General features: G+C 52.6%; 23 protein-coding genes. 13 read left to right on the forward strand and 10 right to left on the reverse strand.

Annotation, left to right across the window (positions count from 1 at the left end; genetic code table 11):
- Positions 1–4: 4 nt before the first annotated feature.
- Positions 5–1,819 carry a translation elongation factor 4 gene (gene lepA / locus IE073_RS07680; protein ID WP_189583540.1) on the forward strand — a complete coding sequence of 605 codons (1,815 nt, stop codon included), beginning with the start codon at positions 5–7 and terminating at the stop codon, positions 1,817–1,819.
- Between the two features lie 53 nt (positions 1,820–1,872).
- Here lepA and IE073_RS07685 read toward each other — a convergent pair whose 3' ends face one another.
- Entirely contained in the window at positions 1,873–2,355 is a 483-nt protein-coding gene (locus IE073_RS07685; RefSeq protein WP_189583542.1) for a nuclear transport factor 2 family protein, read from the reverse strand.
- A gap of 159 nt (positions 2,356–2,514) precedes the next feature.
- Here IE073_RS07685 and IE073_RS07690 point away from each other — a divergent pair, with 159 nt between their 5' ends.
- Positions 2,515–2,694 (forward strand): YodC family protein, encoded by a 180-nt coding sequence (locus IE073_RS07690; RefSeq protein WP_189583544.1) that lies wholly within the window; start codon positions 2,515–2,517, stop codon positions 2,692–2,694.
- Positions 2,695–2,717: 23 nt separating this feature from the next.
- On the opposite strand, the gene IE073_RS07695 is transcribed toward IE073_RS07690, so the two are convergent.
- Positions 2,718–3,284, reverse strand: a complete 567-nt coding sequence (locus IE073_RS07695; protein ID WP_189583546.1) for a DUF4329 domain-containing protein — start codon at positions 3,282–3,284, stop codon at positions 2,718–2,720.
- A gap of 46 nt (positions 3,285–3,330) precedes the next feature.
- On the reverse strand, positions 3,331–4,494 hold the full coding sequence (locus IE073_RS07700; protein WP_189583549.1) for a mechanosensitive ion channel domain-containing protein: 1,164 nt from the start codon (positions 4,492–4,494) through the stop codon (positions 3,331–3,333).
- Positions 4,495–4,798: 304 nt separating this feature from the next.
- On the opposite strand from IE073_RS07700, the gene IE073_RS07705 reads away from it, so the two are divergent.
- The 4 genes from IE073_RS07705 (at position 4,799) to IE073_RS07720 (ending at position 8,535) form a co-directional block, all read left to right on the forward strand.
- The gene (locus IE073_RS07705) at positions 4,799–4,963 is read left to right on the forward strand and encodes a hypothetical protein (RefSeq protein ID WP_189583551.1); all 165 of its coding nucleotides are present in this window, start codon (positions 4,799–4,801) and stop codon (positions 4,961–4,963) included.
- A 67-nt stretch (positions 4,964–5,030) separates the two neighbouring features.
- Positions 5,031–5,750, forward strand: a complete 720-nt coding sequence (gene gntA / locus IE073_RS07710) for a guanitoxin biosynthesis heme-dependent pre-guanitoxin N-hydroxylase GntA (protein ID WP_189583555.1) — start codon at positions 5,031–5,033, stop codon at positions 5,748–5,750.
- A 39-nt stretch (positions 5,751–5,789) separates the two neighbouring features.
- A complete protein-coding gene (locus IE073_RS07715) occupies positions 5,790–6,401 on the forward strand; it encodes a DUF1989 domain-containing protein (RefSeq protein ID WP_189583558.1) in 612 nt (203 codons plus the stop codon).
- 436 nt (positions 6,402–6,837) lie between these two features.
- Entirely contained in the window at positions 6,838–8,535 is a 1,698-nt protein-coding gene (locus IE073_RS07720; protein ID WP_189583561.1) for a DEAD/DEAH box helicase, read from the forward strand.
- Positions 8,536–8,643: 108 nt separating this feature from the next.
- Here IE073_RS07720 and IE073_RS07725 read toward each other — a convergent pair whose 3' ends face one another.
- Positions 8,644–9,033, reverse strand: coding sequence for a DoxX family protein (locus IE073_RS07725; protein WP_189583564.1), 390 nt, complete (start codon positions 9,031–9,033; stop codon positions 8,644–8,646).
- Positions 9,034–9,128: 95 nt separating this feature from the next.
- Here IE073_RS07725 and argF point away from each other — a divergent pair, with 95 nt between their 5' ends.
- Positions 9,129–10,067 carry an ornithine carbamoyltransferase gene (gene argF / locus IE073_RS07730; RefSeq protein WP_189583567.1) on the forward strand — a complete coding sequence of 313 codons (939 nt, stop codon included), beginning with the start codon at positions 9,129–9,131 and terminating at the stop codon, positions 10,065–10,067.
- Here the strand turns inward: argF and IE073_RS07735 are convergent.
- Together IE073_RS07735 and IE073_RS07740 are read right to left on the reverse strand one after the other, a co-directional pair.
- Positions 10,064–11,188, reverse strand: coding sequence for a PAS domain-containing sensor histidine kinase (locus IE073_RS07735; protein ID WP_189583570.1), 1,125 nt, complete (start codon positions 11,186–11,188; stop codon positions 10,064–10,066). The genes argF and IE073_RS07735 overlap by 4 nt on opposite strands.
- Before the next feature lies 1 nt (position 11,189).
- Positions 11,190–11,975, reverse strand: coding sequence for an alpha/beta fold hydrolase (locus tag IE073_RS07740; protein ID WP_189583573.1), 786 nt, complete (start codon positions 11,973–11,975; stop codon positions 11,190–11,192).
- A gap of 290 nt (positions 11,976–12,265) precedes the next feature.
- On the opposite strand from IE073_RS07740, the gene IE073_RS07745 reads away from it, so the two are divergent.
- From IE073_RS07745 to IE073_RS07755, 3 genes are all read left to right on the forward strand, one after another.
- The gene (locus IE073_RS07745) at positions 12,266–12,625 is read left to right on the forward strand and encodes a hypothetical protein (RefSeq protein WP_189583576.1); all 360 of its coding nucleotides are present in this window, start codon (positions 12,266–12,268) and stop codon (positions 12,623–12,625) included.
- Positions 12,626–13,417: 792 nt separating this feature from the next.
- Entirely contained in the window at positions 13,418–14,062 is a 645-nt protein-coding gene (locus tag IE073_RS07750; protein ID WP_189583579.1) for a hypothetical protein, read from the forward strand.
- 80 nt (positions 14,063–14,142) lie between these two features.
- The gene (locus tag IE073_RS07755) at positions 14,143–14,703 is read left to right on the forward strand and encodes a hypothetical protein (protein WP_189583582.1); all 561 of its coding nucleotides are present in this window, start codon (positions 14,143–14,145) and stop codon (positions 14,701–14,703) included.
- Positions 14,704–14,768: 65 nt separating this feature from the next.
- Here the strand turns inward: IE073_RS07755 and IE073_RS07760 are convergent, their stop codons facing one another.
- Together IE073_RS07760 and IE073_RS07765 are read right to left on the reverse strand one after the other, a co-directional pair.
- Positions 14,769–15,926: a serine hydrolase domain-containing protein gene (locus tag IE073_RS07760; protein ID WP_189583585.1), complete on the reverse strand. Its 1,158-nt coding sequence runs from the start codon at positions 15,924–15,926 to the stop codon at positions 14,769–14,771.
- A 64-nt stretch (positions 15,927–15,990) separates the two neighbouring features.
- On the reverse strand, positions 15,991–16,800 hold the full coding sequence (locus IE073_RS07765; RefSeq protein WP_189583588.1) for an undecaprenyl-diphosphate phosphatase: 810 nt from the start codon (positions 16,798–16,800) through the stop codon (positions 15,991–15,993).
- Positions 16,801–17,077: 277 nt separating this feature from the next.
- Between IE073_RS07765 and IE073_RS07770 the strand changes: the two genes are divergently transcribed.
- Genes IE073_RS07770 through gltB form a run of 3 tightly spaced genes read left to right on the forward strand, consistent with a single transcriptional unit; the run spans position 17,078 to position 23,393 of the window.
- Positions 17,078–18,535, forward strand: coding sequence for an NAD(P)-dependent oxidoreductase (locus IE073_RS07770; RefSeq protein WP_189583592.1), 1,458 nt, complete (start codon positions 17,078–17,080; stop codon positions 18,533–18,535).
- Positions 18,532–18,876 (forward strand): hypothetical protein, encoded by a 345-nt coding sequence (locus IE073_RS07775; protein ID WP_189583596.1) that lies wholly within the window; start codon positions 18,532–18,534, stop codon positions 18,874–18,876. Before IE073_RS07770 ends, IE073_RS07775 begins: the two co-directional genes overlap by 4 nt.
- Positions 18,876–23,393, forward strand: coding sequence for a glutamate synthase large subunit (gene gltB / locus IE073_RS07780; RefSeq protein WP_189583599.1), 4,518 nt, complete (start codon positions 18,876–18,878; stop codon positions 23,391–23,393). The genes IE073_RS07775 and gltB overlap by 1 nt, the downstream gene beginning before the upstream one ends.
- A gap of 512 nt (positions 23,394–23,905) precedes the next feature.
- Here the strand turns inward: gltB and IE073_RS07785 are convergent.
- Positions 23,906–24,061: a hypothetical protein gene (locus IE073_RS07785; protein WP_189583602.1), complete on the reverse strand. Its 156-nt coding sequence runs from the start codon at positions 24,059–24,061 to the stop codon at positions 23,906–23,908.
- Between the two features lie 59 nt (positions 24,062–24,120).
- A complete protein-coding gene (locus tag IE073_RS07790; RefSeq protein ID WP_189583605.1) occupies positions 24,121–26,868 on the reverse strand; it encodes a M1 family metallopeptidase in 2,748 nt (915 codons plus the stop codon).
- Positions 26,869–26,915 lie beyond the last annotated feature (47 nt).

Genomic DNA, 26,915 nt, shown 5'->3' on the forward strand with positions numbered 1-26,915 from the left:
GGTCATGTCCGAACCTACTGATCAGTCCCTAATTCGCAACTTCTCAATTGTTGCCCATATTGACCACGGCAAGTCCACTTTGGCTGACCGTTTGATCTCCTATTGCGGCGGGTTATCCGACCGTGAAATGTCCGAGCAAGTGCTGGACAATATGGATATCGAAAAAGAGCGTGGGATTACGATCAAGGCCCAAACCGTGCGCCTTGAATATCCAGCTAAGGACGGCAAAACCTATATTTTGAACCTGATGGATACGCCAGGTCACGTTGACTTTGCCTATGAGGTCTCGCGTTCGCTTTCGGCCTGCGAAGGCTCCATTCTTGTCGTCGACGCCTCGCAGGGTGTTGAAGCGCAAACGCTTGCAAATGTCTATCAAGCCATCGAGCATGACCACGAAATCGTAACGGTCCTGAACAAAATCGATCTGCCCGCCGCAGAACCCGATCGCGTAAAGCAACAAATCGAAGATGTTATCGGCCTCGACACATCGGACGCCGTCGAGTGTTCGGCCAAATCCGGCATCGGTATTCCCGATGTTCTTGAAGCCATTGCTCTACGCTTGCCGCCTCCGTCACAACAGGACCCAGACGCGCCGTTGAAAGCCATGCTGGTCGACGCGTGGTATGACACCTATATGGGCGTGGTAGTGTTGTTCCGCGTCATTGAGGGCACCATCAAAAAAGGCATGCGCATCCGGACCATGAACACGGGCGCGAGTTACACCGTCGACAAAGTCGGGACATTTCTGCCCAAACCAACCGACGTAAAATCCATCGGTCCGGGCGAGATTGGATTCTTTACGGGATCGATCAAAGAAGTCGCCGACGCCGCTGTGGGTGATACGATTACCGAAGACAAACGCCCGACACCCGTCGCTCTGGATGGGTTTAAGCCCGCACAGCCCGTTGTGTTCTGTGGCATCTTCCCTGTGGATGCAGCGGATTTCGAAGACCTACGCGCGGCCATGGGCCGTTTGCGATTGAACGACGCGAGCTTCAGCTATGAGATGGAAACCTCCGCCGCGCTCGGATTTGGCTTCCGTTGCGGGTTCTTGGGGCTCCTGCATTTGGAAATTATCCAAGAGCGTCTGGAACGTGAATTTGATCTAGACCTCATCACAACGGCGCCGTCCGTTGTCTATACGCTCGCCATGCGCGATGGCACAGAGATCCAGCTGCATAACCCTGCGGACATGCCCGATGTCATGCAAATCGACCACATCCAAGAACCTTGGATTAAAGCGACCATCATGACCCCCGATGACCATCTCGGCGGCATTTTGAAACTTTGCCAAGATCGCCGCGGTGTTCAGACGACCCTAAACTACATCAATGGCCGCGCCATGGTGGAATATGAGTTGCCGCTCAACGAGGTCGTGTTTGATTTCTATGACCGATTGAAATCCGTCTCCAAAGGTTACGCCTCATTTGATTACCAAGCGATTGGTCTGAAAGAAGGCGATCTGGTCAAGATGTCGATCCTCGTGAACGGCGATCCCGTCGATGCGCTGTCCATGCTCGTCCATAGGGGCAATGCGGAGAGCCGTGGCCGTCAGATGTGCGAACGTCTGAAAGACCTTATCCCGCGTCACTTGTTCAAAATCCCAATCCAAGCTGCCATTGGCGGCAAGGTCATTGCCCGCGAAACCATCGCGGCCATGCGCAAAGACGTGACGGCAAAATGCTATGGCGGCGACGCCTCGCGGAAACGCAAACTGCTGGATAAGCAGAAAAAGGGTAAGAAAAAGATGCGCCAATTCGGCCGCGTGGAAATTCCACAGGAAGCCTTTATTGCGGCACTTAAGATGGATGATTCCTAAAAAGCTGACGGTTATCGGGCCTATCCTCAACGCATGAAACTAAGACATCTTCCTTAACATCGGCCAAGCTCAACCGCCTTCGGTAGACACGGGGTTAGGGAGTGAGAGACGAGTTGCCACTCGCCTTCTTCCCAAGAAAATGTTCGCATGGATTTCAGCGGGCCCCAGCGCCCAATTGGCTGCATCGTCCCATCAATATCGAGGCGATTAATCACCGTTGCGATATTGCCGTGTCGCACGACTTGTGGATTCATGATCTTGATATCCACGACATCCCAAGCGCGTAATCCCTGTATAGCCTGGGCTTTTCCTTCAACCACACCCCCCGGTGCGAGTACCCTAAAGTCTTCAACGGCTATGGCCGTAAAAAGCGCGGGGTCTTGATCTATGATCATGGCGCGAAACAATGTCTCGTTCAATTTCAGTAGATCATCTGAATACGATGGCGGCGGTCCAGACGGTATCGAAGCGCATCCGCAGAGCAGCCCAAAGCCCAAAGCCCAGAAAATTTGTTTAACTTGTTTCAGACGGAGCATTGGTAGACCCACCCTTTCACCCGTTCAACGATAAACCCGCCGCTTTCGATCTGTCAAATTATGGGGGCGGCGATGTCTGTTACCGATGATGGCTATCCACCGCGAGAGCGCCTAAGACCACACGGAACGCGAAATGCGAACTAAACCCAAGAGCCCCTCATGAGTGAACTTAAAACTGGCCAAGTTGTCCGTCTGAAATCTGGCAGCCCGAAAATGACTGTCAAAGGCCCCGATGGCGATGCATGGGCTGTGCAGTGGATTGATCGGAATGGAAAATTGCAGGGCGATAGTTTTCACGCCGACATGCTAGAAATTTTTGTTCCTGCCGAGCGCTATTAGCCCTGCAATTTGATTTCCCGCGCCTAATCCTCAGCGGCCAATAAACGTTCTATTTCCGCCAGCGTATAGGTGCGGCCTGTATCTAGGTCGACCTCCGCAATATAATTTTCGTCGGCGCGAACGCAGTTTTCTCCACACAGCACTTTAGCGGTCATCTTATAGCCGTCGATAAACCAGATCCGTCCACCCGGTGTCGCGATATAGCCGTCATGGCCTTCATATATATCGGCTTCGATATCCTCGACAGAGGGTATCTCACTGTCATGACCTTCGGAGTAAGACCCATGGGTGTGATAGCTGGCAATTTGCGTGAAATCATCGGGAATGTCATCTGGCTTGCACGAGCTTTTGCGACCGCGTTTAGGCGGGGTGGCAACGTACTCTCCATCAGCATCGAGACCAATATATCCGCAAAATTCGCGACCTGTTTCAGAGGATTGCGTTTGCGCCGCGTCCATAATCGATTTGACGAAATTGATTTCGGCCGCAGTTTGCGCAACTGGCCGATCATAGGGCACGGGGTCAACCACACAGCCCGACAAGCTTAATCCGCCGACAAGCAGCAACACACGTTTAGATAACCATCCCACACGTTTGGGTACCTATTTGGGGTTAATGAAATTTGAACGCCGAGTTCTACACCCGACGATCGTCGGGTTGCTGAGTTTGTAATTTTGCGGTGACCAAATCTGGCGTTGATAACTCCACCCCTTCAATCACGGACGCCGTATAAACAGCCTCGTTAATTTTATACATCGTGCCCATTAAATGTCGGCGGATCGTAGCGGTCACTTTGGTATTAGGAATACGGTCCAGATAGGCCCAAAGCGTATATTCAAGCGCGTAATCCCCCGCATTTGTCATCCGCCATTCAAAAGGTTTATTGCGATTGATTTTTATATCATCTTTGATCGCGCAGGCATCAAAGCTCCGCTTGAACATATCGTCCACGTCTTTTCGGAATGACAAGAGCGCGGCTTCTCGCAGCTCCGCGGTTTCTCCCATTTCGGGGTATCCAATATTATATCTGAGCGCCTGCCGGATGCCATCCGAACTGGCGATGCGGCTGAAATTATCAATGCGGCCTTTGATAAATTGCGTGTTCCGCAACAGGGTTCGGTGGTTATTACGCACATCATACAGGACAACATAGATCAGCGTGACGCGCGCGACGATGAACTCATCTTTGTGACCCTCCACGACCACAACGTCTCCATCGACGATCATTTCGCTATTGAGGATAATTAAACCGCTGACGATGTCCGGCGCCCAGATGGAACTGGTAAAGGACATAAAGAGAATAAAAATTCCAAAAATTCCGGTGGTTTCCAGCAGGCTATCTGCGCCCCAAATTTTGATCAGACCATAAATAACGGTCAGCACGATGACTGTAAGCAAGACAATGTTCACGAGGCGGGAATTATAGGTCTCTAAATAGATCGTCTGCTTATCGACCTCGCGGCTTTTACCAAATCTCTTTCGCGTATAGGTTCCACTGACGCTATAGAAAAAGACCCCAGTATAAATAACCATGAGGCTTACACCTAGATCGATGAGGTAACCGCCAGAATATTCTTCAAAAGTTCGTCGCAGACCGAAGTCTACGATCTGAAAGAAGAGCACGAGAATGTTGAGAGACTGCGCAATTTTAATCTGAGTTTTATTGTCTTGATTAGGGGCAACCAGATTCACAATCGGCCGCGATAAAACCAAGAGAACGATATTGAGAAAAAAGAGGAAGCTCAGCACGGGGCGTTCCCCAGAGGTCAACTCATTCAACAGCCCATTAAAAAAGTCCAAAACCAAGCCTCCTACGGTCAATTGCGCTTAATCTTTCGCGTGGCGCAAATCTAGGCCAAAGGGGCTTTGTCACGTTAAAGCAAGTTTTCAGACATTTCCCGAAATCATCATAATGATGGAGGGTTCCGTTAACGTGACAAAGCCGCTTCCACTCGGGCCAAAAAGGCCTGCCCGAAAAAATGACGCCTAGTTCCCCTGACAAAACCTTTCTGGTCCCTCTAACTCTTAGTTGAAACACTGGAACTTTTCAGGCGCTCAGCAGTTTTAAAACTACAAGAATAAGCAAGTTTGGAAAGGAAATGACATGGATTCGTCGGAAAACCCAAAGCGAAATAGTGAAGCCTGGCGCGAGGCACGTGATAGCTCAAATAATACGACCATGGCTTCTTCGAAAGCGCTTCAAAATGATGCGTTAACTGACATCACGCCAGAAGCTAAAGCAAAATCACCTCAGGAAGAAGAAGAGTAGCTGCATCTACATGCTCTACCAAGCCGCCGTGACTAGTTACGGCCCGACCCGCGCCAGAAAGTCTTAAATGCCCTCATGTGACAAGCGCACGATCACGTCGACTGTTTCGCCAGAAACGTTTTATGACACGTCCAAACTCAAGGCGATAAAAGACATACAGACTTATGTTCTGGACCGATCATTCCCATGTGTGGGCGCTAAAGCCGCGCTCTCGCAAGATAATATTTGCTTTCGCGTTTATGAAAAATTGGCGGATAAAGCCACAACCTCAACACTGCATTTAGATATATTGGAATATGTGCGGACGCTGGATTTAGACGATGCGAGAATACGTTCATTTGTTGCGGTTTTTAATGGCGAAGTGATGTCTTCTGAAGAGCATTTCGAGGGTTTGCTCTGGGAGCAACTCAAATTGCTACACAAGATGGACGCAGGCTTAGACTTAAAATGGAACGAGAACGTTTCTGAAGATCCAGATAGTCCGCACTTTTCCCTTAGTCTTGCAAATCACCCATTTTTCGTAGTCGGAATGCACGGAAAAGCGAGCCGTAATGCCAGACGTACACCGTATCCGGTACTCGTTTTTAATTCCAACTTGCAGTTCGAGAAACTGCGCGCAGATGGACGATATGACAAGATGAAAGAAATCATTAGAAAGCGAGAACTCGAGATTAACGGGTCGATAAATCCGATGCTAGATGATTTCGGGGATAGCTCCGAGGCCCGCCAGTACTCAGGAAAGGCTCATCCTGCGCAATGGAAGTGCCCATTTTCAACCGAGCTTTGAGCCCAAATTTTCAATCGAGAATACGCAGGAGTTTAATCAGTGCGCAATCAACATTCAGCCTGCGAGACAACAAGAATTTCACCGCGCAGCGGCCACGGGTTTTTGATCAAAGCGGGTCAGATATTGACGATTATTGATCCCGAAGGAGAACAGGTTTCGGATTTGATATCCTATAATCTGTCGGATCCTCGCGAATATCTATCCTCTGGTCGTTCCATCGACTATGCTGGTAGGATGTTTCTCACAACAGAGGATATCCTCTACTCTAACAGAAGTAACCCCATGTGGACAATCGTGCATGATGACGTCGGGCGACATGATTTTACCCTGACGCCCTGTTCTGCGGAAATGTTCAGAAAATTATACGGAGACGACGACCCTCACCACGGATGTTTTGGTAATTTGTGCAAAGCGGTTGAAAAATTTGGACTTGGTCCAGATGATGTCCACACAGCGTTCAACATCTTTATGTATGTGCACGTAGATAGCGAGACTGGCAAAATTGAGGTCAGACCGCCGCAAAGCCGCCCTGGCGATTGCCTTAAGCTTCGGTCAGAGATGGATATGTTTGTCGGGCTCACAGCCTGTTCGGCAGGGCAGTCTAACAACTTCACCTACAAGCCAATCGACTATCAAATTTCGAATAGATAGTCCTACGGCTTTGTCACGTTAACTGAACCGATAGTCATTACACGCCAAACGGTTTCTTAACCTCAAGCTGATGGCGTCACTAAATTCCATCCAATTCGAACTTGCCGTTTGAATTTTCAGAGAATGATTTTGGAAGTTCCCCGATCCATTTGCGGCAGAATGGAATTCAACTACGACATCCGCTTGCGTCTGAAAAGGAAACAAGAGCCAAATGGCGACCCGTCTAGTTAACGTGACAAGGCCGCGCGACACAGCCGTTAACGTCCAATTTTGCAATCACCCAAACTCACCCAATCGCTTGACGTTTGCCCTGATGCGGCCTACGCGCCGCACATATATTGATGACCGTAACAGGTCTGACATGCTGCCCGGCCCGATGCTGCGCAGCCTCCACGCCGCGACATAGGATTGCGGTTAGACACTTACGGAACTCCACATGAAGAATTTTGACGCTCTCGAGCTGGCGGAGCCATTGGCCCGCGCCCTAGCCGATATGGGCCACACAACGCCAACCCCCATCCAAGCCCAAGCCATCCCGCCCGCAATGGACGGCCAAGATGTCATGGGCATTGCCCAGACGGGTACAGGCAAGACGGCTGGTTTTACCCTGCCAACACTCCACCATATTTTCACCGATGACCGCGAACCTCCAAAGCGGGGCGCGCGCGTTCTGATCTTGGCCCCAACCCGCGAATTGGCCAGCCAGATTGGCGAAGCTGTCCGTGACTATGGACGTCACATGATGAACCTCTCGGTTTCTATCGTTTATGGCGGCGTCCCGATTGCACGCCAGATGAAACGCCTGTCAGGTGGCAATGATGTCCTTGTTGCGACGCCTGGTCGTCTTATCGACCTCCTAGACCGTAAAGCCATTCGCTTGGATGAGGTCGAAGTCTTGATTCTCGATGAAGCTGACCAAATGCTCGACATGGGCTTTATTCACGCGCTGAAGAAGATCGTGAATGTCATTCCAAAAGATCGTCAGACATTGTTCTTCTCCGCGACGCTCGCGCCGAAAATCAAACAGCTATCTAAACAATTTTTGGATGATCCTGTCCATGTCTCTGTCACGCCAGCCAACCGCACGGCGGATAAGGTCACGCAAATCATGTATAAGCTGTCGCGCGGATCCAAACAGGAACGCTTGGCCGTTGAATTGTTACAACCTAATGTCGGACGTTCGCTCGTCTTCTGCCGTACGAAGCATGGCGCGGACCGCGTTGTTAAGAAACTCGCGCAAGTCGGTATCCCGGCCGTTGCGATCCATGGCAATAAAAACCAGAACCAGCGCACGCGTGCGCTCGAGGCGTTTAAATCTGGCGCGGTGAATACGCTTGTCGCGACGGATGTGGCGGCCCGTGGTATCGACATTCCTGACATTACTCACGTCTTCAACTTCGAGCTACCCAATGTGGCTGAGCAATATGTTCACCGTATCGGCCGAACCGCGCGCGCCAACGCCAGCGGCATCGCGATCAGCTTGGTTGCCACGGAAAAAGACACGGATGAGCTAAATTATCTGCGCGATATTGAAAAGCTGCTGAAGGAGAAAATTCCCGAAGGCAAGAACCCCACCAATATGGCAGAAGAAGTCACAAAGCTACGCGCTCGTAAAGCCCTACCCCCGCCAGAAAAGCCACAGCCTGATGCGCGCAAAGGTCGGGGTAAGTCCAAGAAAAAGGGACGCTTCAGCAAGGATTCCAAAAAGACAGATGGACGCGGCAATCGCCCGCAAACCGAAGGGCGCAGTGATCCGTCACGCGCAATGCCATCTGACAAAACTCAAAAAGGGCCGTTCGCGGACAAACCTGCGAAAGATTTACCATCCCGCGAAGGCCGCTCTCGCAAGGCGCCAACACGCGGTGGTGGGAAACCTAAAATGTCTGGCGGCGCATCCGCCACCGAACCCCGTGGTCGAAAACCCGAAGGCAGAAGCGCGGATGGCAAACGTCCCGCCCCGAAACATGTTGGAACCTCAGAGTCCCGCAAACCTGCCCCAAATAAATTTGGCGGACGCGGACCCTCTAAGGGTCCAAAGGGTGGCAAACCCGGCTCCAGCGGTTCTCCGAAAGGCAAAGGCGGGTCCCGTGGCGGCAGCGGCGGACGCGGCAAACCCAGCGGACATCGCGGATAGAAAGCCAAAATTTTTTAAAGCCTCGCGCATCCCGATGCGCGGGGTTTAACCGACGTCTTTTTGATATCCGTGTTAAAGGCCTCAGGCCGACGTGACCCAGATCACGGCCTAAACCGCATCTTGTCTTGGGCGGGTGCACCAATAAATCACCGCGATCAGCGGGAATTGGAAGGCGACACGCCCCCACAACGCGGCGGGGCTGGCCACAGCGTCATCAAATCCAATTCCAGCCATCGCCATGTAAATATTGGCGGGCAAAACGGCCAGCAGAAACAGGCCCAACACGACGCCAACATTGGCGCGAAAATGCGGGCAGAGCAGCATCACGCCCATTGCGATTTCCATTAGGCCCGTCACCCAAACGATCAGCTTGGGAAAAGGCAGCAGCGGCGGAACAATCGCGGCAAAGTCGTCCACCTTGACGAAATGCATCACCCCCGCGAGTACGAAAAACAGCGCGAAAAAACACACCAGCCCTATTTTTAATCCGTTGATCATGGCCCGCTCTAGCGCGCGGTCTCGATAAATCAAACCTATCTTGCTCGCCCCCACCACATAGGCTAACACTTCGTTTTGACGAAGAGCCTGTCCCCATGCCGCATTTCATCTCCCTTGCCGATATTCCCGCTGTCCAACTGCGCGCGATCTTGGATGATGCCCATGCGATGAAGGCCGCGAGGAAAGACCTCCCCAAAGGCGCAACCGACCCCAAACCCGCCCTGAACGGTCACACACTCGCAATGATCTTCGAGAAAGCCTCGACCCGCACGCGCTTCTCATTCGAACAAGGCATGCGACAGCTGGGCGGCAGTTCCATCGTCGCGGGCGCAGATCAAATGCAGCTGGGCCGCGGCGAGAGCGTTGCCGACACCGCCCATGTGTTGTCCCGCTTTGTCGATGCGGTCATGATCCGCTCTAACGCCCACGCCACCATCACGGATTTCGCGGCCAACGCCGACGTCCCTGTCATCAATGGCCTGTCCGATCATAATCACCCGTGTCAGATCATGGCCGACCTACAAACGCTCGAAGAGCGCGGCATAGACCTCGCCACGGCGAAACTCGCCTGGATTGGGGATGGCAATAATGTCCTCGCCAGTTTCGTCAACGCCGCCCCCGCCTTTGGATATGAACTGCGCATCAGTTCCCCCGCAGGCTTCCGCTTGGATGAAAACCCCAAAACCGCCGGCCTGATTGACGCCGCCATCGCCAAAGGCGCCAAGATCAAATTTGACCTGTCCCCCGACGACGCGGCCGAGGGCGCAAACGCCCTGATCACGGATTGCTGGGTCAGTATGGGCGACACAGATAAGGCCGAACGGATCGCCGCCTTGACGCCCTATCAAATCGACGCCGCGCGCCTAGCCAAAGCCGCGCCCGACGCCATCTTCCTCCACTGCCTGCCCGCCTACCGCGAACAAGAAATGACAACAGAAGTCCTAGAAGGCCCCCAAAGCGCCGTCTGGGACGAAGCCGAAAATAGGCTGCACGCGCAGAAGGCCGTGGTGAAATGGTGTTTGGGAGCGGGTTAGGCTTCCGCTGCGGTCTCTTTGGCGAGGCGGGGCATTTTTAGGTAGAACCGCGTGCCCTGATCGGTGGAGTCGACCGCGACTTGCCCGCCATGGGCTTTTCCGATTTCGGAGACGATGAACAGGCCCAGCCCCAAGCCTTCGCGGCGTTCGCGCACATTGCCGCGGAAGAAGGGCTGAAATAAGTTCTCGCGCAAATCGTCGGGGATCGGGTCGCCAAAGTTTTCAACGCTGAGCGTGAACAGGTCGTCGTCGAGCGTGGCGCTGACATTTATTTCGCGCGCGGGGTCGCCATGTGTGATGGCATTGGCCAGCAGGTTGGAGAGGAGCTGGCCGACCCGCTCGCTGTCGCAGAAGACATGGCGGTCTATGTTCAAATCCGCATTGATGGTGCGTCCCGGTGCGCCGAGGCGGATTTCTTCGACAACTTGGCCCAGCACCTCTGGCAGATTGGTCGCCAGTTCGCATTGCAAGACCAGACCGTCGCCCAAAGTGCCGCGCGCCAGATCGAGGACATCTTTGATCAAATGTTCCGCCCGCCACGCGCTTTTTGTCATCTCGTCGAGCATCATAATATCGCGCTCGGTCAAGGTCGAGCGGCGCTTCATAATCCGAATGCCGCTGACAATCGCAGCAAGTGGATTGCGCAGATCATGGCCCAGCACTGCGATAAATTGATCCCGCAGCAGCGCGGTTTGGCGTTCGCGCTCGACTTCGGCCTCGGCGGCTTTGCGCGCTTCCAGCAGCGTCTTTTCATACAGGCGCCTGTCCTGAGATTTAAACAGCGCAAATCGATAGGAGAGCACCCCGCCATCAGCATCGCGTCGTTCAGACACATTGGCGATAAAGGGAACGCGCGTCTCTTCCGCGCCCAGCAGATCAAAGCTGACCTCATGAACAAAACCCTGCATCCGAAGCAACGGGCGAATATGCGTTTCATAGGCCATCCGCCCGCCGACGCTGAGCAAATCGCGGAAGGGCGTGTCCATCAAATCCTCGGGCGTTTTGCCCAGCCATTCGGCCAGCGTCCGATTAATCCTGACAATTAAACCTTTGGGACAGACGGAAATAAAGCCGCACGGGGCTTCGTTAAAGAGGTCAAAAAGATCCGCCCGCGCACTCATTTCAAAGGAAAGCTTCGATCGCGGCGGTCACCTGATGCGGCGCGCTGAGATTGGGGCAATGACCAGAGGCGTCCAGAACTTTAAACGTACTGCCTGCGATATTGGCGTGGACATAGGCCCCGACATGTTCGGGCGCGATGATGTCATCGACACATTGCAGGATCAGGGTTCGAGCCTTCACCTCTGGCAATTTATCGCGGCAATCGGAGAGAAACGTCACCTTGGCGAAATCGCGGGCGACTTGCGGGTCGGTGGCGCAGAAACTATTGGTCAGCGTCTCGCCCAGCTCTGGCCGATCGGTATTGCCCATGATCGCGGGCGCCATGGCTTGGGACCAGCCCAGATGATTGTGATCCAGAAACTCCAGCATTTCCTCGATCTCGGCCGGGCTGAACCCGCCATTATAATCACCATCTTTCATATAATAGGGCGACGGCCCCACCATGATCAGATCATCGAACAAATCTGGCGCAGAAATGCTCGCCAAGGCCCCGATCATCGCGCTGACGGAATGGCCGACAAAGACAGCATTTTGTAGCTCCAACTCGCGGGCAATCTTGATCACATCCGTCGCGTAATCTTGCAACGTGGCATATTTGTCAGACGCATAAGCCGAGAGGTCCGACTGTCCAAACCCAATATAGTCAAACAGAACAACACGGTAACGATCCGCCATCGCATCGGCCACAGGTCGCCACATATTTTGGTCACAACCATAGCCATGCGCAAACACCAAAGTGCGCGCACCGCTGCCATAGGTCTGAACATTGTTCTGCTCTAAAATCATCCGATACCGTTACGTGACTCGAAGGCGGTTTTCAATAACTGAGGTTAAGAACGGTGTCCCCAGTGGGCGATAAATGGCCTAAAATCCGTTATTTTCAGTTATTCACAAACTGGCCCCAGCGCGGTTTTTGACCGCCGATTTTTGCAAAATGCAAAACTGCCTTTGCAGAATGCGCGTCGTCTTCCAAATCTGTGAGTTAACAGATCATTTACGCATTGAAAACATTAGATTTTTTCTTTGGCCCCAAATTTGCGAAGTTGAGTTTGAGTTGTTCAACACAGGAGACACCCATGAACTTCACCGGGATGAAAAAGGAAACTACGCGATACCCAGCTGGATATATTGCCAATATCAATGAAATTTACCAACAATATGATGCTGAACTTTCGACGCTCGCAAAGGTGCATCCCGATGATGATAAATCGGACGCGTCGGATCTGATGGTCCATCGCCTGCTAAAAAGCCAAGAGACCCTGCTGGAGTTGGCTGGTAACATGAGGGTCACAAGTCTTACAGAAGCCTCAGAGCTGCTTTCGCTTTGGCACTCAGTCGCGATCCGAGACGTCTCGCCTTATGACGTTAGCCTTGCCGATGGATTGATCTTGGCCCTTCACGACTACCTCGTCCAACCGCAACCCCAGACCGCCTAGGTCACCCTCGCGCGCATCGCGCGCCCTCTGCAGAGAGTGCGGCGTAGCCTCTGGCTCCCCCATGCGCCGCCTTATGTCAATTGTGTCTCGCGGCCCGCGACAAACGATTGACAGCTGTCCTCCCTGACCGCTCATCCCCACCTTGCGGTCTGGGAGGACACCACGCCAAATCTTTGAAACGCTGAGTCGTGGCAATGTCGACATAAGTCTTGCCTATGTCATCAGTGATGAATTGGTTACGGCACCTATAAATTAGATAAAATTTTCGGGCGGCACATATAACATCGCAGATGATTTCGGAACGTTGAGCGTGACTCAAGCCCTCAAAAAGTCGTTCAAAAATAATCTCTCCCCGCTTCCACCGCCCGCAATCCCCCATGAAACCGTAGATTCAAAAAGAATGCTCCCCGCTTTCGTTTTTGGGAGTAGTTTAAACTCGTTCCTTTGGACATTGGACAGGAGAGAGTCGACCTTTCTTCCGTGCCAGAGGGCGGTGTGCCTATGGGTGTTTGGTAGTTCGAACGCTCGGGGGCCGTTTGGCGCGTGCCTGACTCCCTGTAACGGGAGCAATCAAGTGAGGCCGCCAGACGTGAAACACTGCTGCGTGGCTTCTTCCTCGTAAAACACAACACCACTTAGGTCTCCTTCGAGGGACCGGCCACGCAGGCGTCCTCCATATTTGCGGGATGCCACACGCATCCTTCGCGCCGGAATGGCGGCGGAGCCTAAGCGCGTGGGCCTTAGTTAACACGTCATCCCCACTACCCACCTACGCAACACAGGAATCATATTATGCGTAAAACATTTAATTCCACACAAAGTCGTATTGCCGTGAAATCTGCGCGGCAGAGGCTCCGTCTTGAGGCCGCCAAAGCGCGCAAGGCCGAAGCCGATGCGCCCGACAAAGTGTCGGTTAATCAATTTGGGCGGCCCATTGTGAATTATGCCGATCAACCCGTTTTGCGCGATGAAGATATGGAAGACATCGCCTTTGAGTTTGAACAAAAAGCCTGCCCACATGCGGCGGTGGCGGAATATCGTCCTGGTTTTGGCAACCGGTTCGATACCAAACATGCGCGTGATCATTGGTGGTTTTACATGCGGGGCGTGTCGATCCTCGCCGCACTATCGGACGCCTCGGATGATATTCTAGATCAGATTTCTACGCCGACGCTGGATGTGCGCCACCTGAAAGCCGAGACGCACAAATTCACGCAGATGGAACTTCGCGCCAGCTTGGAAGCCGCCCGTGCGCGTGAAATCTCGCGACGGGAATTAGAGGACGTCCAAGAGGCAGAGCTGCGCGAGATTGAAACTGAGATCAGCGCCAGATTCACCGCCCGCGTGCTGGCCGATTCAGAAGACCTGCGCGACCCCAGTATCAAAGCCGAACATATCGTCGTCGAAGGTGGCGGGACGGCCTTTGGTTTCGATTAGGGGGGGGTGAATTGGGGCGGGCTTTGATTTGTCGAGAGGTTGGGCGAGACAAAACGCCATTGAGCCACTAAACAAGAACGATGAATTCAATTCGTTATAACATAATTCCCTGCCCCGAGACCAATGATCATGAAGTTCAAATCCTTGTCGATGACATTGATTGTTTGGGCAAAGGGCAGATGGGTCTGGACCCTGTTGCTCTCTCCAAAACGTTTTCGGAGAGCCAAAAAAACCAGCTCACTATTGGGCGGTGCGGGTGTGGATGCATGGGGTGCAGCGATATTTTGGTGACCGTATCACGAAACCCTAAATTCGTCACATGGACCTTTTCAGATGATAGAATTTTCAAGTTTGAACGCTCAGCCTACGAAAGTTTTGTAGATCGGTTTTTAGATGACACATCTTGGGAAGACATAAATCGTCGTATTGAACGATTGGTTTCTGCTCTCTTCGTTGGCACAACAACGAAAGACGGTTTGAACTTTGAGTGGGCTTCTGCGCGTATCAAGAAACGTCTTATTCATCTGTCCTACTCCGATGCTTCAGGACAGCGCCTTTATGACTTCGGTTGGGATGGTGCATCAGAAGAGCTAGCCATCAAACAAGCGCGCGCTTTTAAACGCGATCATTTTCCAGAGTAATGTCTTGACGCTCTTCGCCTTGCCAGATCCTGCGGACCCGAGAAGGCGATGGAAGTGCTGTTACGCTAACTACTTTCCTTCAAGCGCAACCAATCGCGCTTGGGCAGGCCGTAAAGCTGATCGAGGAATTCCATTTGCAGACCGATTGGGCGCGAATGGGGGCTGTTCCACATCAGCGCGATGCCCGCTTGTTTTTCGGGGTCAAACATGACCAGCGCGCGGTAGCCATCCACACCGCCGCGATGGCCAACAACTTTGTGGCCATGATAATTATAGACGCGCCAGCCCAGACCGTAATGCGCGTTTTGTAAATCGCCAAAGCGGCGGTTGAGAAAGCGTTGTTCGCCCCGTGTCTGAATGATCGGGGTTTGCATCGCCGCCAGACGGTCTATCGGGATTTGGCCTTGTTCGGGGAATTGGGCGCTCATCCATTTGGCGAGGTCGGTCACGGAGGAGTTCACCCCCGCCGCCGCCGGCACGCGGTAATAGGTCGGCTTGACGGATTTGATGCGCTTGCCAAATCGGCCATGCGGCCTCGCCCAGCGTTTGCTCCGCGTCAGGCCTTCGAGGGTGACAGAGGCACTGTCCATGCCCAGCGGGTCAAACACGCGGGTTTGAACAATGGATTTATAGGGTAGGCCCGTTTGGGCTTCGATGATTTCGGCGGCCGCGTCATAGGCGACGTTTTGATAGGTGTGGCAGGTGCCCGGCTGGCACAACACGCCCAAATCATTCAGCGCGGTGCGGGTGAGCTTGGCAGGCTTTCCCGCTTCGATGCGATTGTCATAGGCATTGCGTACGATGCCCGTCTGGTGAGACAGAAGATGGACGAGGTTCGGGTCTGTCTCGCCGGGCAGTTTGAGCGACGGCGCGAGGGACTCGGCTGTGTCGGCCAAGCTGATCTGGCCGTCTTCAACGACGGAGAGCAGCGTATTGGCCGCGACGCCTTTGGACACGCTGGCCCAGCGGAAGACCGTGTCGGCGGTGACAAGCTGGCCACTATCGCGGAGTTCTTCGCCATAGCCTTTGGCGAAACTGATCTTGCCGTTTTCAACAACGGCCATCGCCAAGCCGGTCATTTCCAGCTGGTTCATCAGCAAAGCCGCGCGGCGGTCAAGTTCTGCGGTGTCGATCTGGGGCGGCTCTTGCGCGGCCACAGAGGCAAAGAGACAAAGCGACAGGAGAAGAGGGAAAAAGCGTTTCACCAGAGGATGTTTAATCATGCTCGCCCCGTCTCGCAATCCTTCGCTTCCGTTCAGAGCATTACAAATGGCTCAGACAGCCCAGCTACGCGAAAATCCAGATGAGCAAGCCCGCGCCAAGGAAAAGTCGATAGACCATAAAGGGGAAAAACCCGATCCGCCCGACCCACTTCATGAATAGGGCGATGCAAGCATAGGCGGTCATAAAGGACAATAGCGCCACGACAAGGCCACTGCCCAAAGTCGCCGTTTGCTCTGTCGCGTCCGCACTCATCAGCTTCAGCATCGCATAAAGGCCGCCTGCCCCAATGATGGGAAGGCTCATTAGCATGGAAAAGCGCGCCGCCGCTTCGCGGGACAAACCCAAGGCGCGCCCCGCCGTCATGGTGATGCCACTGCGCGAGGTACCCGGGATCAGCGCCAGAGATTGCGCCAAACCCAACGTCACCGCCCCGCCCCAGGTCAGGGCTTCGACAGGTTTGTCAGACTTGGCTTTGACATCCGACACCCAAAGGAGAACGCCAAAAACGATCGTCGTAAATGCAATGATCAAAGGCGAGCGCAGTAGATCATCCCACCCTTGGCTCGCCAGAAGAAACCCGGCCAGCAGCGCAGGCGGCGTAGAAAGAATAAGGTTCAATGCCAGCGCACTATTCGTATTCAACTTTCGCTGCAACAGATCGACCAAACCGCCGAGAATACTGGCGACGTCTTTGCGGAAGTAGAGAAGCACAGCAAAGAGTGATCCAAAATGCGCCATCACATCAATCAGTGGCCCCTGATCAGGCCAGCCTAGGATCTGAGCAGGTAAAATCAGATGCGCCGAACTGCTGATCGGGAGAAATTCGGTCAGTCCCTGAATGAGGGACAGGAGGATCAGTTGAAGCCAAGACATATGCGGGGCTTATGGAGGGAGAGTTAAGGTTTTATTGGGGCACATCCGACTTTGAGTAAATTATCAGGAATAAAAATTCACATGCGCTGTGGACGAAGTAGATTTCAAATCAGAGAGAATTACACGCAAAAATATGACCTTCTAGAAAAAATCATACTTTCCAACATCTTGTGGGAGATATTTTTCTAGATTGTATCTCCAATGGACAAAATGTCGCATCTTGCGCATGCATTTTTCACATTGTATAGGCGGGGCTCGATTTGAGGGACCCTCCGCCATGGTTGAAAAGCAAAAGAAACTGAAACCCGTTCAAAAGCGCAAGATGTTGCAATTCGTAAATACGGAGCGCGACATGCCTCTGAAGCGCGATGCGGACGTTCGGAATGAAGACTATTTAGAGATTTATGGCGATTACATTGGTGAGAAAGCCGCAGAGCAAGCCTCGCGATGTTCGCAGTGTGGCGTTCCCTTCTGCCAAAACCACTGCCCACTTCAGAACAATATTCCGGATTGGCTGAAACTTACGGCTGAAGGCCGTACCAAGGAAGCTTGGGAAGTATCTAACGCCACAAATAATATGCCGGAAATCTGTGGCCGTATCTGTCCTCAAGACCGACTTTGCGAAGGCTCTTGTGTCATTGAACAATCAGGCCACGGTACAGTGACAATTGGGTCTGTTGAACGCTTCCTGACAGACACGGCGTGGCAAGAAGGATGGATCGAACCGATCAAACCCAAACGTGAACGCGCTTTATCCGTTGGTATTATCGGCGCAGGACCAGCAGGCCTCGCCACAGCTGAACAATTGCGTGAGCAAGGCTGGCAAGTCACGGTCTATGATCGACATGATCGCGCGGGCGGATTGCTGGTTTACGGCATTCCCAATTTTAAACTCGATAAATCCATCGTCGGCCGTCGCATCAAACGTCTCGAAGAGGGCGGCATTGAATTTGTTCTAAACTGTGATGTGGGCGTCGATATCAGCTTCGATAAACTTCGCGAAAAGCATCAAGCGGTTCTGATATCAACAGGCGTTTATAATGCGCGTGACTTATCTGTTCCCGGTGGCGGTGCTGATGGCGTCGCACCAGCGTTAGACTTTCTGATCGATAGCAATCGCCGCGGCCTCGGCGATGATGTTGGCCCAGAACCCGCAAAAGGTAAAAAAGTCGTCGTCATCGGCGGCGGGGACACAGCTATGGATTGCGTCCGCACCGCTGTGCGTCAGGGAGCGGAATCCGTAACCTGCCTCTACCGTCGGGACCACGCTAATATGCCAGGTTCGCGTCGTGAAACCGCGAACGCGCAGGAAGAAGGCGTGACATTCGAGTGGCTCGCGTCACCCAAAGCCGTCCATGATGAAAATGGTCGCGCCACCAAAGTCCGTACGGATCGCATGCGCCTTGGACCAAAAGACGCTTCTGGCCGTCAATCGCCAGAGACCACAGGCGAAGAATTTGATGTCGACGCAGATATTGTGATCAAAGCCCTAGGCTTCACACCTGAAGACATGAAGGTGCTCTCGCCACAACTCACCGTGACGCGCTGGGGCACGCTTCGCGTCAACCCGCTGACGTTTGAGACTAATCTGCCAGGTGTTTACGCGGCGGGTGATATCGTACGTGGCGCAAGTCTAGTCGTTTGGGCCATTCGCGAAGGTCGTGACGCAGCCGAAGCCATGCACAAATATCTGCGCGGGCTAGAGCGCGCTGCGGTTCTGGAAGCGGCAGAATGACCGCAATCAAACACCTCGTAGAGAGCACGGAAGCACTTTGTATATCGTTAGATGATGCAACTGGTTGGGAACATCACTACTCAAAACAACTGAGACGTTTTGTCAACAATAACGAAATGACCCACCGTCGGGTAATTTCAAAATTCAAATCCATGATTGATCATGACGAAGGTCTTTTGAACTCAATAGACAATGAACTTATCCAACTGTGCTTTCCGGCAGAGTCTAAAGAATTCGAAGAGCAGAGAATCAAACAATTCATCAGCCTCCTCGAAAGCAAAACAGAGTTTGTAAAACGTCTGTTTTTAATTCCAAATTCCAGCCTAATAGGATTCGAATAATGTCTAACTGGCTCTCTGAATATACGCGCAAGCGTGACGCGCTTATCGCGGCGAATGCATATGACCCCGCGCATGAACATGCCAATTGCGGCGTGGGTCTTGTCGCGTCCGTTGACGGTACAGCCCGCCGCGATGTGGTTGAAAAATCCATCCAAGCCCTCAAGAATGTTTGGCATCGCGGCGCAGTGGATGCTGATGGTAAAACCGGCGATGGTGCCGGTATTCGCCTAGATATTCCGCAGGAATTTTTCCGTGCTCAGGTCGAACGCACGGGCCATAAACCCGCAAATGTAAAAATCGCTGTTGGCATGATCTTCCTACCGCGAACAGATTTCAAAGCCCAAGAAGCCGCGCGGACGATCGTTGAAACCGAACTGTTGAAAGAAGGCTTCTATATATATGGGTGGCGGCAGGTACCTGTTGATGTGTCAATCATTGGCGATAAGGCGCGCGCCACCCGCCCCGCGATTGAGCAAGTTATGTTCCGTGACCCTAAGGGTCGCAAAGGGAATACGTTAGAACGGGAACTTTATATTGTGCGTCGCCGCATCGAAAAACGTGTGATCGAAGCCGCCATCCCCAGCTTTTATGTTTGTTCGCTTTCGGTTCAGACAATTATTTACAAAGGCATGTTCCTCGCTGAGGACATCGACAATTTTTATCCCGATCTAAAAGATGAGCGCTTCGTTTCTCGCGCGGCGATCTATCATCAACGTTTCTCGACGAACACATTTCCATCTTGGAAATTGGCGCAACCATTCCGCATGTTGGCTCATAATGGCGAGATCAACACGCTTAAGGCCAACGTCAATTTGATGAAGAGTCATGAGATCAAGATGGCGTCCTCCGCCTTCTCCGATCGTGCCCATGATGTGAAGCCTGTGATCCAAAGCGGTAGCTCAGACTCTGCGGCCTTGGATGCCGTTTTTGAACTGTTGGTCCGTGCTGGACGAAGCGCGCCAATGGCGAAGACACTCCTTGTCCCTGAGGCTTATTCCAAACGCGGCGACCTGATGCCCGAAAGCTGGCGTTCGCTTTACGAATATTGCAATGCCGTGATGGAGCCGTGGGATGGCCCTGCCGCCCTTGCCGCCTATGATGGACGTTGGGTCATGGCAGGATTGGATCGCAATGGTTTGCGCCCGCTCCGTTATGCTCTCTCTAAAGACGGTATCCTTGCCGTTGGATCAGAGACTGGCATGTGCCCGATGGATGAAGCCGACATCGTCAAACGTGGCGCCCTGAAACCGGGCCGCATGATTGCTGTCGATCTGGAAGAGGGTCGTTTCTATGACTCCACCGAAATCATTGATGAGCTAGCGTCGAAGCGGCCTTATAAAAAGTGGCTAGAGAAATCCGTTAATTTGGATGAAAAACTGATAGGCCCAGAAGTCGTGAGCCTAAAGGGCGAAGACCTGGCTCGACGTCAGATGTCATGCGGTCAAACGCTCGAAGATTTAGAGCTCATCCTTTCGCCTATGGCCGAAATGGGCAAAGAATCCATCGGGTCCATGGGCGATGATACGCCATTGGCTGTCTTGTCCGACATTTACCGTCCGCTGTCGCATTATTTCCGTCAGAATTTCAGCCAAGTTACAAATCCCCCGATCGATCCTTTGCGCGAAACACGCGTCATGGGCTTGAAAACGCGCTTCCGTAATTTGCGGAACATTCTCGCGGAAGCTGGAACCCAAACTAAGGAAATGCTCGTCTTGGACAGTCCTGTCATGACGACAGGCATGTATAAGCGCTTTGTCAAATTGGTTGGGAAGAAGAAAGTGCGCGTCATTGACTGCACCTTCAACCCCGATGAGGCGCTTCGCAATTCGGGCGGACGGACGCTTAAAGCCCTCCTCGCGCGGATCAAACAAGAGGCCGAAGACGCTGTAAAAGATGGCGTCGAAAACATCGTGCTATCCGATGAGTTCACAAATGAGACTAAAGCCGCAGCCCCAATCATTCTCTGCGTTGGCGCGGTGCAAACCCATTTGGTGGAACAGGGCCTGCGGTCTTCTTGTTCAATCCTTGTGCGTTCGGCAGAATGTTTAGACACCCATTATTTTGCGGTTTTGATTGGCGCAGGCGCGACGGCCGTTAACGCCTATATGGCGCAAGACTCGCTGTCTGATCGTGTTCGTCGGGGTCTTTTAGACATGTCGACTGATGAGGCCGTTGCGCAATATAAGAAGGCCATTGAAGGCGGTCTGCTTAAGATCATTTCCAAAAATGGCATTTCAGTCATTTCGTCTTATCGCGGCGGGAATAATTTCGAGGCGCTTGGCCTTTCCCGCGCGCTTGTCGGCGAAAACTTCCCGGGCATGAGCAGCCGGATTTCCGGCATCGGCTTGGCAGGACTGGAAATCAAAATTGTGGACGCACATGAGGCCGCTTATGGCTCTTCCGTCGTGCGTTTGCCTGTGGGTGGTCTTTACCGCGTTCGCGCGAAAAGTGAGCGTCATGCCTATCAAGCGGACATGATCCATATGTTGCAAGAAGCGACAACGCGTGAAGATTATGAACTTTATCGCAAATATGCGGAGATCGTGAACAACCAACCCCCGATTCAAATTCGCGATCTTCTGGACTTTAAACCTGCGGGCAAAGCTCTGCCGATGAACCGTATCCAAAGCGTCAATGAAATCCGTCGTCGGTTCTGTACGCCCGGTATGTCACTTGGTGCCTTGTCTCCCGAAGCCCACGGAACATTAAACATTGCGATGAACCGGATTGGCGCGAAATCCGTGTCTGGCGAAGGCGGCGAAGACCGTGCGCGCTATAAGCCGCTACCCAATGGTGACAACCCAAACTCTGCGGTGAAGCAGATCGCATCCGGTCGATTTGGCGTGACGGCGGAATATCTGAACCAATGTCGTGAGATTGAAATCAAAGTTGCCCAAGGTGCAAAGCCGGGCGAAGGCGGACAACTCCCTGGATTTAAAGTCACGGAATTAATTGCGAAATTCCGCAATGCGACACCTGGCGTGACATTGATCTCGCCACCGCCACATCACGATATTTATTCCATCGAAGATTTGGCGCAGCTGATTTATGATCTAAAACAGATTAACCCAACCGCGCGCGTGGCCGTGAAACTCGTCGCCAGTTCTGGCGTCGGGACTATCGCAGCTGGCGTGGCAAAGGCCAAAGCCGATACAATTTTGATCGCGGGTCATAATGGCGGAACAGGCGCGTCCCCCAATACCTCGCTAAAATACGCAGGTATTCCGTGGGAGCTGGGCCTGTCCGAGGCGCATCAAGTTTTGACGCTGAACAACCTTCGCGACAAAGTCACATTGCGCACAGATGGCGGCCTAAAAACGGGCCGCGATATCATCATTGCAGCCATGTTGGGCGCAGAGGAATATGGCATTGGCACATTGTCACTGGTGGCGATGGGCTGCATTATGGTGCGGCAATGTCATTCCAACACCTGCCCTGTCGGTGTGTGCGTTCAAGACCCAGCGTTGCGGGAGAAATTCACAGGCACCCCAGAGAAAGTCATTAACTTGATGACCTTCATTGCGGAAGAAGTGCGTGAAATTCTCGCCGAATTAGGCTTTGAAACGTTAGACGAAATCATCGGGCGCACGGATTTATTGGCACAGGTAAGCCGGGGTGCAGAGAACCTAGACGATCTGGATCTCAACCCTGTTTTGGCACAAGTCGACAGCCTTCGCGTTGTTGATAGCCGTCAAAACCGCATTGAAGTGCCAGATACATTGGACCCACAAATCATAGCGGATGCAGCGCAATTATTTGAGCGTGGCGAGAAAACTCACCTGACTTATGCCGTGCAAAATACGCATCGCGCGGTCGGAACGCGTACAAGCTCTCACATTTACCAAAAGTTTGGGGCAGAAGGCCTTCCGGCTGGACATTTGACGGTTCGTTTACGCGGCAGTGCGGGGCAGTCTTTGGGCGCATTTGGTATGAAGGGGCTCCGCCTCATCGTCGATGGTGACGCCAATGATTATGTCGGCAAAGGCTTGTCGGGTGCTGAAATTATTGTCGGACCACAGGGCCGCTCACCGATTGATCGGCATAAGTCCGCCATCGTCGGAAACACGTGCCTCTATGGCGCAACAGCAGGTTCACTCATGGCAGAGGGGCGCGCTGGCGAACGTTTTGCTGTGCGGAACTCTGGCGCGAACGCCGTCGTCGAAGGCCTTGGCACCAATGGGTGCGAGTATATGACGGGCGGCACGATTGTGGTCTTGGGTAGTGTCGGCGATAATTTCGGTGCAGGCATGACGGGCGGCATGGCCTATCTTTATGATGAGCATGATGAGTTCGAAAAAGCCGTGAACCCCGATAGCGTCGTTTGGCAACGGTTCGGATCCGAGCATTATGAGGAAGACTGTCTGGATTTGATCCGTCAACACGCGGCTCAGACGGGATCAGAATTTTCAAAGAAAATCCTCCTCGAATGGGATTTCGTAAGGTCGAAATTCTGGCAGGTCATTCCAAAAGAAATGCTCAACAGATTAGAAATTCCGCTGCAAGATGCGGCGGAGTAGCCATGAACAATAGTGAATTTCATCCCGCTTGATCGCATGTTCGATTTTTGCGGGGTGGAGACATGCTTCGGTCCACGTTTATCGTGAAAATTAATTGTTATTTTTCAAAGCCTTGAATTTTAATTCAAGAGAATGATCCTCGACTGCGAAACCTATGATAAGGTTCTTAAGTTCTTTCGGATGCGGGACAGGCTCGTGATCATTGACTGGCTGGTTCGTAAGACGGTGTGTCTATCTACATATGGTGATGCGTGTGTAGCGGGACCTGATGGTGTGAGCTGAACTGTCTGGAACGACAGGATATAAATTCCGGCCGCCATCCGCAAAACACCGCCGCGTTGTTATTCTTCGCGTAAAACATTTTTCATTTCGGTACTCCGTCGCGGAGACCGACAACGCGGACGTCCTGACTTTTCAAGACATCGCAGACCGCAGCAGCTCCCGCGATGGGCTGTAAGCCTATGCCCGTGCCCAACGAAAAACCCGACGATTTTTCGCCGGGTTCTATTTACCTAATTCGTTTCGATTTTTATGCCGTCACTCAGATCAATCGCCAAGTCGGGTTGTTCGTTTGGCGCAAACAGGAAGTAGGCCAGAACGGCAACCGCAACCACAAGGCCGCCAACGATCAGATAAAGGCCTTTTCCGCCACCAGAATTATTTGCCATGTGAATGACTCCATTTTTACGTCTATGGTGTCAGAACGTCGCAGTTCCCAAAAGGTTCCCTAGCCTCGCGATTTTAATGCGGCTGCAAGATCGTCGGCCTTGGCGTCTTTCAAAGCCGCACAGAGTTCGATGCTCTCCAAAGTTTGCATCAGGCTACGCTCATATCCAGGCATGAGGGCCGCGTTCGCTGTCATAAACTCGCGAACTTCATCGCGACGTTCTAGTGAACAAAAATTACCACCTGCGCTTGGAAGGCCACCTCTGCGGACATCTGGGACTTTGACGACATAGGCGGGCAGGTTCGCTTTGAACCATTCCCACGTCCGCTCACCAAATTTATCTGAACGGAGCAAACCGTTTAGCACGCCACCCACCTGACGCCCTGTCAGTGGGCTATCTTCAGAAAGGATGACATCTGCCAGCAACATCTCATAAACGGCTTCATCTTGCGTCGCGGCCAACGCGCCAATTGCGGACCCTTTTTCAAGCGAGGACCCATTTGCCGCAAGCTCTAACAAAGGCGCATAGGCCGGCTTACCAACGTCGCGCATGGTTTCACGCAACGCCAAGCCGAGCATATTGGTCGCCAATTTCGATTTATCCGCAGTCCCATTGAGCCCCAAATATTCAGATCCGCCTTTGACCATCAGAGCTTGGATCTCTTTATCTTGACCCGTGCCGACCAAAAGATTTGCCAAAGTCGGGGCGAGCAAATTGCCTTCAACTGTGTCTGTGCCAACAATGCGCTCATAGCGCGGCTTATAGGTTTTAACGACATGGGCGGCGAGTGCGTCACGGCTCTCCGGCAATTCGCTACGCATAAATCCGACCAAAGCGGTCGATCCGCGCGCCACATCATATTCAGGATGGGCAGCAAAAGCGCTCATGCCGTCCAGGAAGACATCGGCGTCAACTTTGCCAGCGCGGAAAGCTGCAACCAGACTATCTTGTGCTGTGAGGGCTTCGCGCGTGTTGAGTTGATCCAAGTTTTTAACGAGCTTCGACCAACCTTCACTGTCGAGAGAGAAACGATAATAACCTGCGCCATCTTGGTTCAAAGTCAGCCAATCTATTTCGCCATCAATTTTCAATACGGCTTCATTTTTATCAAGAAGGATACATTTTTTCCCAATAGTTCCATTCTGACCATATCCAACACAAACGGGGATTTGCCAAAATTGGCCTTGCTGCGTTTTCGATCCCAAGGGCGCGTATCGAGACTGGCTCAAGTTGATACCTGTGACAGCCCCGCTGCCTTTGACATTATCGACGTAGGTCACGGCTTTTACGAGCGGCAGTCCGGGCTGATCAACAAAGCTCTTCATGGCGTCAACAACATCGGGGTTGCCCGATCCATCCGCAATCGACTGAAAGAAATCATCACCTGTCGCGACATCATCTGCGTAGCGTTTCATGTGCAAGCGCACGCCATCACGGAATTTTTCTTCGCCGACAAAGCTCTCAAACATGGACAAGACTCCACCGCCTTTGCGGTAAGTGATCCCATCAAATTGATCCATGACGTTTTCGGAGCGGTCGAGCGGTTCGCGCACTTTGCGCGTCGTCGAAAGCGTATCAATATTCATCGCACCCAAAGCGTTATTGAGCGTATTGCGATCATAATTTCCATCGGGATAGGCGAGTGACGTGCCTTTGTTACCCATCCAAGTGGCGAAAGCTTCGTTCAACCAAATGTCTTCCCACCAGACAGGCGTAACCAAGTTACCGAACCATTGGTGAGCCAACTCATGCGAATGGACGCCATTATAAGCGCGCTTCTGGGAGAGCGGGGCGTTCTCATCCAGCAACATGAGATATTCGCGATAAACAATCGCGCCGGGATTTTCCATCGCGCCAAAGGCGTAGTCGGGGGCCGCAATCAAATCGAGTTTTTCGTAGGGATACGGAATATCGAAATATTCTTCGAGCGCGGTCAGAATAGGCTCTGTGCCAGCCAGACCATATTTAATCTGTTCGCCCGATCCTTTGGCGGTCAATCCGCGCAGTTTGAGTGGCGTCTTCCGCACAGAATTTGGCGGGATTTCACCAAAGTCTACAACGTCATAAGGACCAACGCCGAATGCGACCAAATAGGATGGCAACGGGCGCGTGGTTGCAAAACTATGTCTGGTCCATCCATCGCCACTATCGGCAACATCTGTCTTAGGCGTGTTTGCATAGACAACTTGGTCCGTTGGCGCCGTAATCGAGAGGGTAAATGGCACTTTGAATTTAGGTTCATCAAAGCTTGGGAAGGCTTCGCGCGCGCCCAGCGGCTCAAATTGGGTCAGGATATAGGCATCTTCCCCGCGACGAACTTGATAGGCTGAATTGAGATTTTGGTTGTATGGCGTTTCATACTCGAGCGTTATTGTACCCTCACCCGCTGGAATGTCCGCATCAGCGGTCAAATAGGCAATGCCCGATGGGGCATCAGCCAATGGCACAGCGTTGAACGTTAGCGGCACGGATGATCCATCGGCATAATCAATCCGAGCAGACGGCACCGTCATTTCTTTGGCATGTAACCAAAGGCGGCTGGACGCCTCGTTCACGCTCACATCAATGGCGACGGTACCCGTCATCCCATCAAGTTGCGGATCAATGGTCATATCCACGCGATAGCCCTTTGGGGTCACCGTATCTGGGAGTTGGGCGTGTGGAATGGCATTAACTGAGGTCGGCGAATCGACTTTCGTAATTGTTTCCGTGGCATTTGTGGCCTCAGAGACGACGTCTGCAGCAGGTTGGCAGGCCGAAATAAGAACAGCGGCGCTGGCCGCCAATAGGAGTTTCGAAAATCGCATGATGGGTGTCCCAGTTAATCCGTGTCATTTTTCTGGTTACACTAGGC

The sequence above is a fragment of the Litorimonas cladophorae genome (assembly GCF_014652455.1).
GTDB lineage: Bacteria > Pseudomonadota > Alphaproteobacteria > Caulobacterales > Maricaulaceae > Litorimonas > Litorimonas cladophorae.

What these genes read in the sequence shown, in the direction of transcription:
- IE073_RS07690 (WP_189583544.1), top strand. Translation starts at nt 2,515, where the DNA reads ATGAGTGAACTTAAAACTGGCCAAGTTGTCCGTCTGAAATCTGGCAGC.
- argF (WP_189583567.1), top strand. Translation starts at nt 9,129, where the DNA reads ATGCCGCATTTCATCTCCCTTGCCGATATTCCCGCTGTCCAACTGCGC.
- IE073_RS07785 (WP_189583602.1), bottom strand. Translation starts at nt 24,061, where the DNA reads ATGGCAAATAATTCTGGTGGCGGAAAAGGCCTTTATCTGATCGTTGGC.
- IE073_RS07775 (WP_189583596.1), top strand. Translation starts at nt 18,532, where the DNA reads ATGACCGCAATCAAACACCTCGTAGAGAGCACGGAAGCACTTTGTATA.
- IE073_RS07705 (WP_189583551.1), top strand. Translation starts at nt 4,799, where the DNA reads ATGGATTCGTCGGAAAACCCAAAGCGAAATAGTGAAGCCTGGCGCGAG.
- IE073_RS07735 (WP_189583570.1), bottom strand. Translation starts at nt 11,188, where the DNA reads ATGAGTGCGCGGGCGGATCTTTTTGACCTCTTTAACGAAGCCCCGTGC.
- IE073_RS07765 (WP_189583588.1), bottom strand. Translation starts at nt 16,800, where the DNA reads ATGTCTTGGCTTCAACTGATCCTCCTGTCCCTCATTCAGGGACTGACC.
- IE073_RS07755 (WP_189583582.1), top strand. Translation starts at nt 14,143, where the DNA reads ATGAATTCAATTCGTTATAACATAATTCCCTGCCCCGAGACCAATGAT.
- IE073_RS07720 (WP_189583561.1), top strand. Translation starts at nt 6,838, where the DNA reads ATGAAGAATTTTGACGCTCTCGAGCTGGCGGAGCCATTGGCCCGCGCC.
- IE073_RS07745 (WP_189583576.1), top strand. Translation starts at nt 12,266, where the DNA reads ATGAACTTCACCGGGATGAAAAAGGAAACTACGCGATACCCAGCTGGA.
- IE073_RS07770 (WP_189583592.1), top strand. Translation starts at nt 17,078, where the DNA reads ATGGTTGAAAAGCAAAAGAAACTGAAACCCGTTCAAAAGCGCAAGATG.
- lepA (WP_189583540.1), top strand. Translation starts at nt 5, where the DNA reads ATGTCCGAACCTACTGATCAGTCCCTAATTCGCAACTTCTCAATTGTT.
- IE073_RS07685 (WP_189583542.1), bottom strand. Translation starts at nt 2,355, where the DNA reads ATGCTCCGTCTGAAACAAGTTAAACAAATTTTCTGGGCTTTGGGCTTT.
- IE073_RS07790 (WP_189583605.1), bottom strand. Translation starts at nt 26,868, where the DNA reads ATGCGATTTTCGAAACTCCTATTGGCGGCCAGCGCCGCTGTTCTTATT.
- gltB (WP_189583599.1), top strand. Translation starts at nt 18,876, where the DNA reads ATGTCTAACTGGCTCTCTGAATATACGCGCAAGCGTGACGCGCTTATC.
- IE073_RS07725 (WP_189583564.1), bottom strand. Translation starts at nt 9,033, where the DNA reads ATGATCAACGGATTAAAAATAGGGCTGGTGTGTTTTTTCGCGCTGTTT.
- IE073_RS07740 (WP_189583573.1), bottom strand. Translation starts at nt 11,975, where the DNA reads ATGATTTTAGAGCAGAACAATGTTCAGACCTATGGCAGCGGTGCGCGC.
- IE073_RS07750 (WP_189583579.1), top strand. Translation starts at nt 13,418, where the DNA reads ATGCGTAAAACATTTAATTCCACACAAAGTCGTATTGCCGTGAAATCT.
- IE073_RS07760 (WP_189583585.1), bottom strand. Translation starts at nt 15,926, where the DNA reads ATGATTAAACATCCTCTGGTGAAACGCTTTTTCCCTCTTCTCCTGTCG.
- gntA (WP_189583555.1), top strand. Translation starts at nt 5,031, where the DNA reads ATGCCCTCATGTGACAAGCGCACGATCACGTCGACTGTTTCGCCAGAA.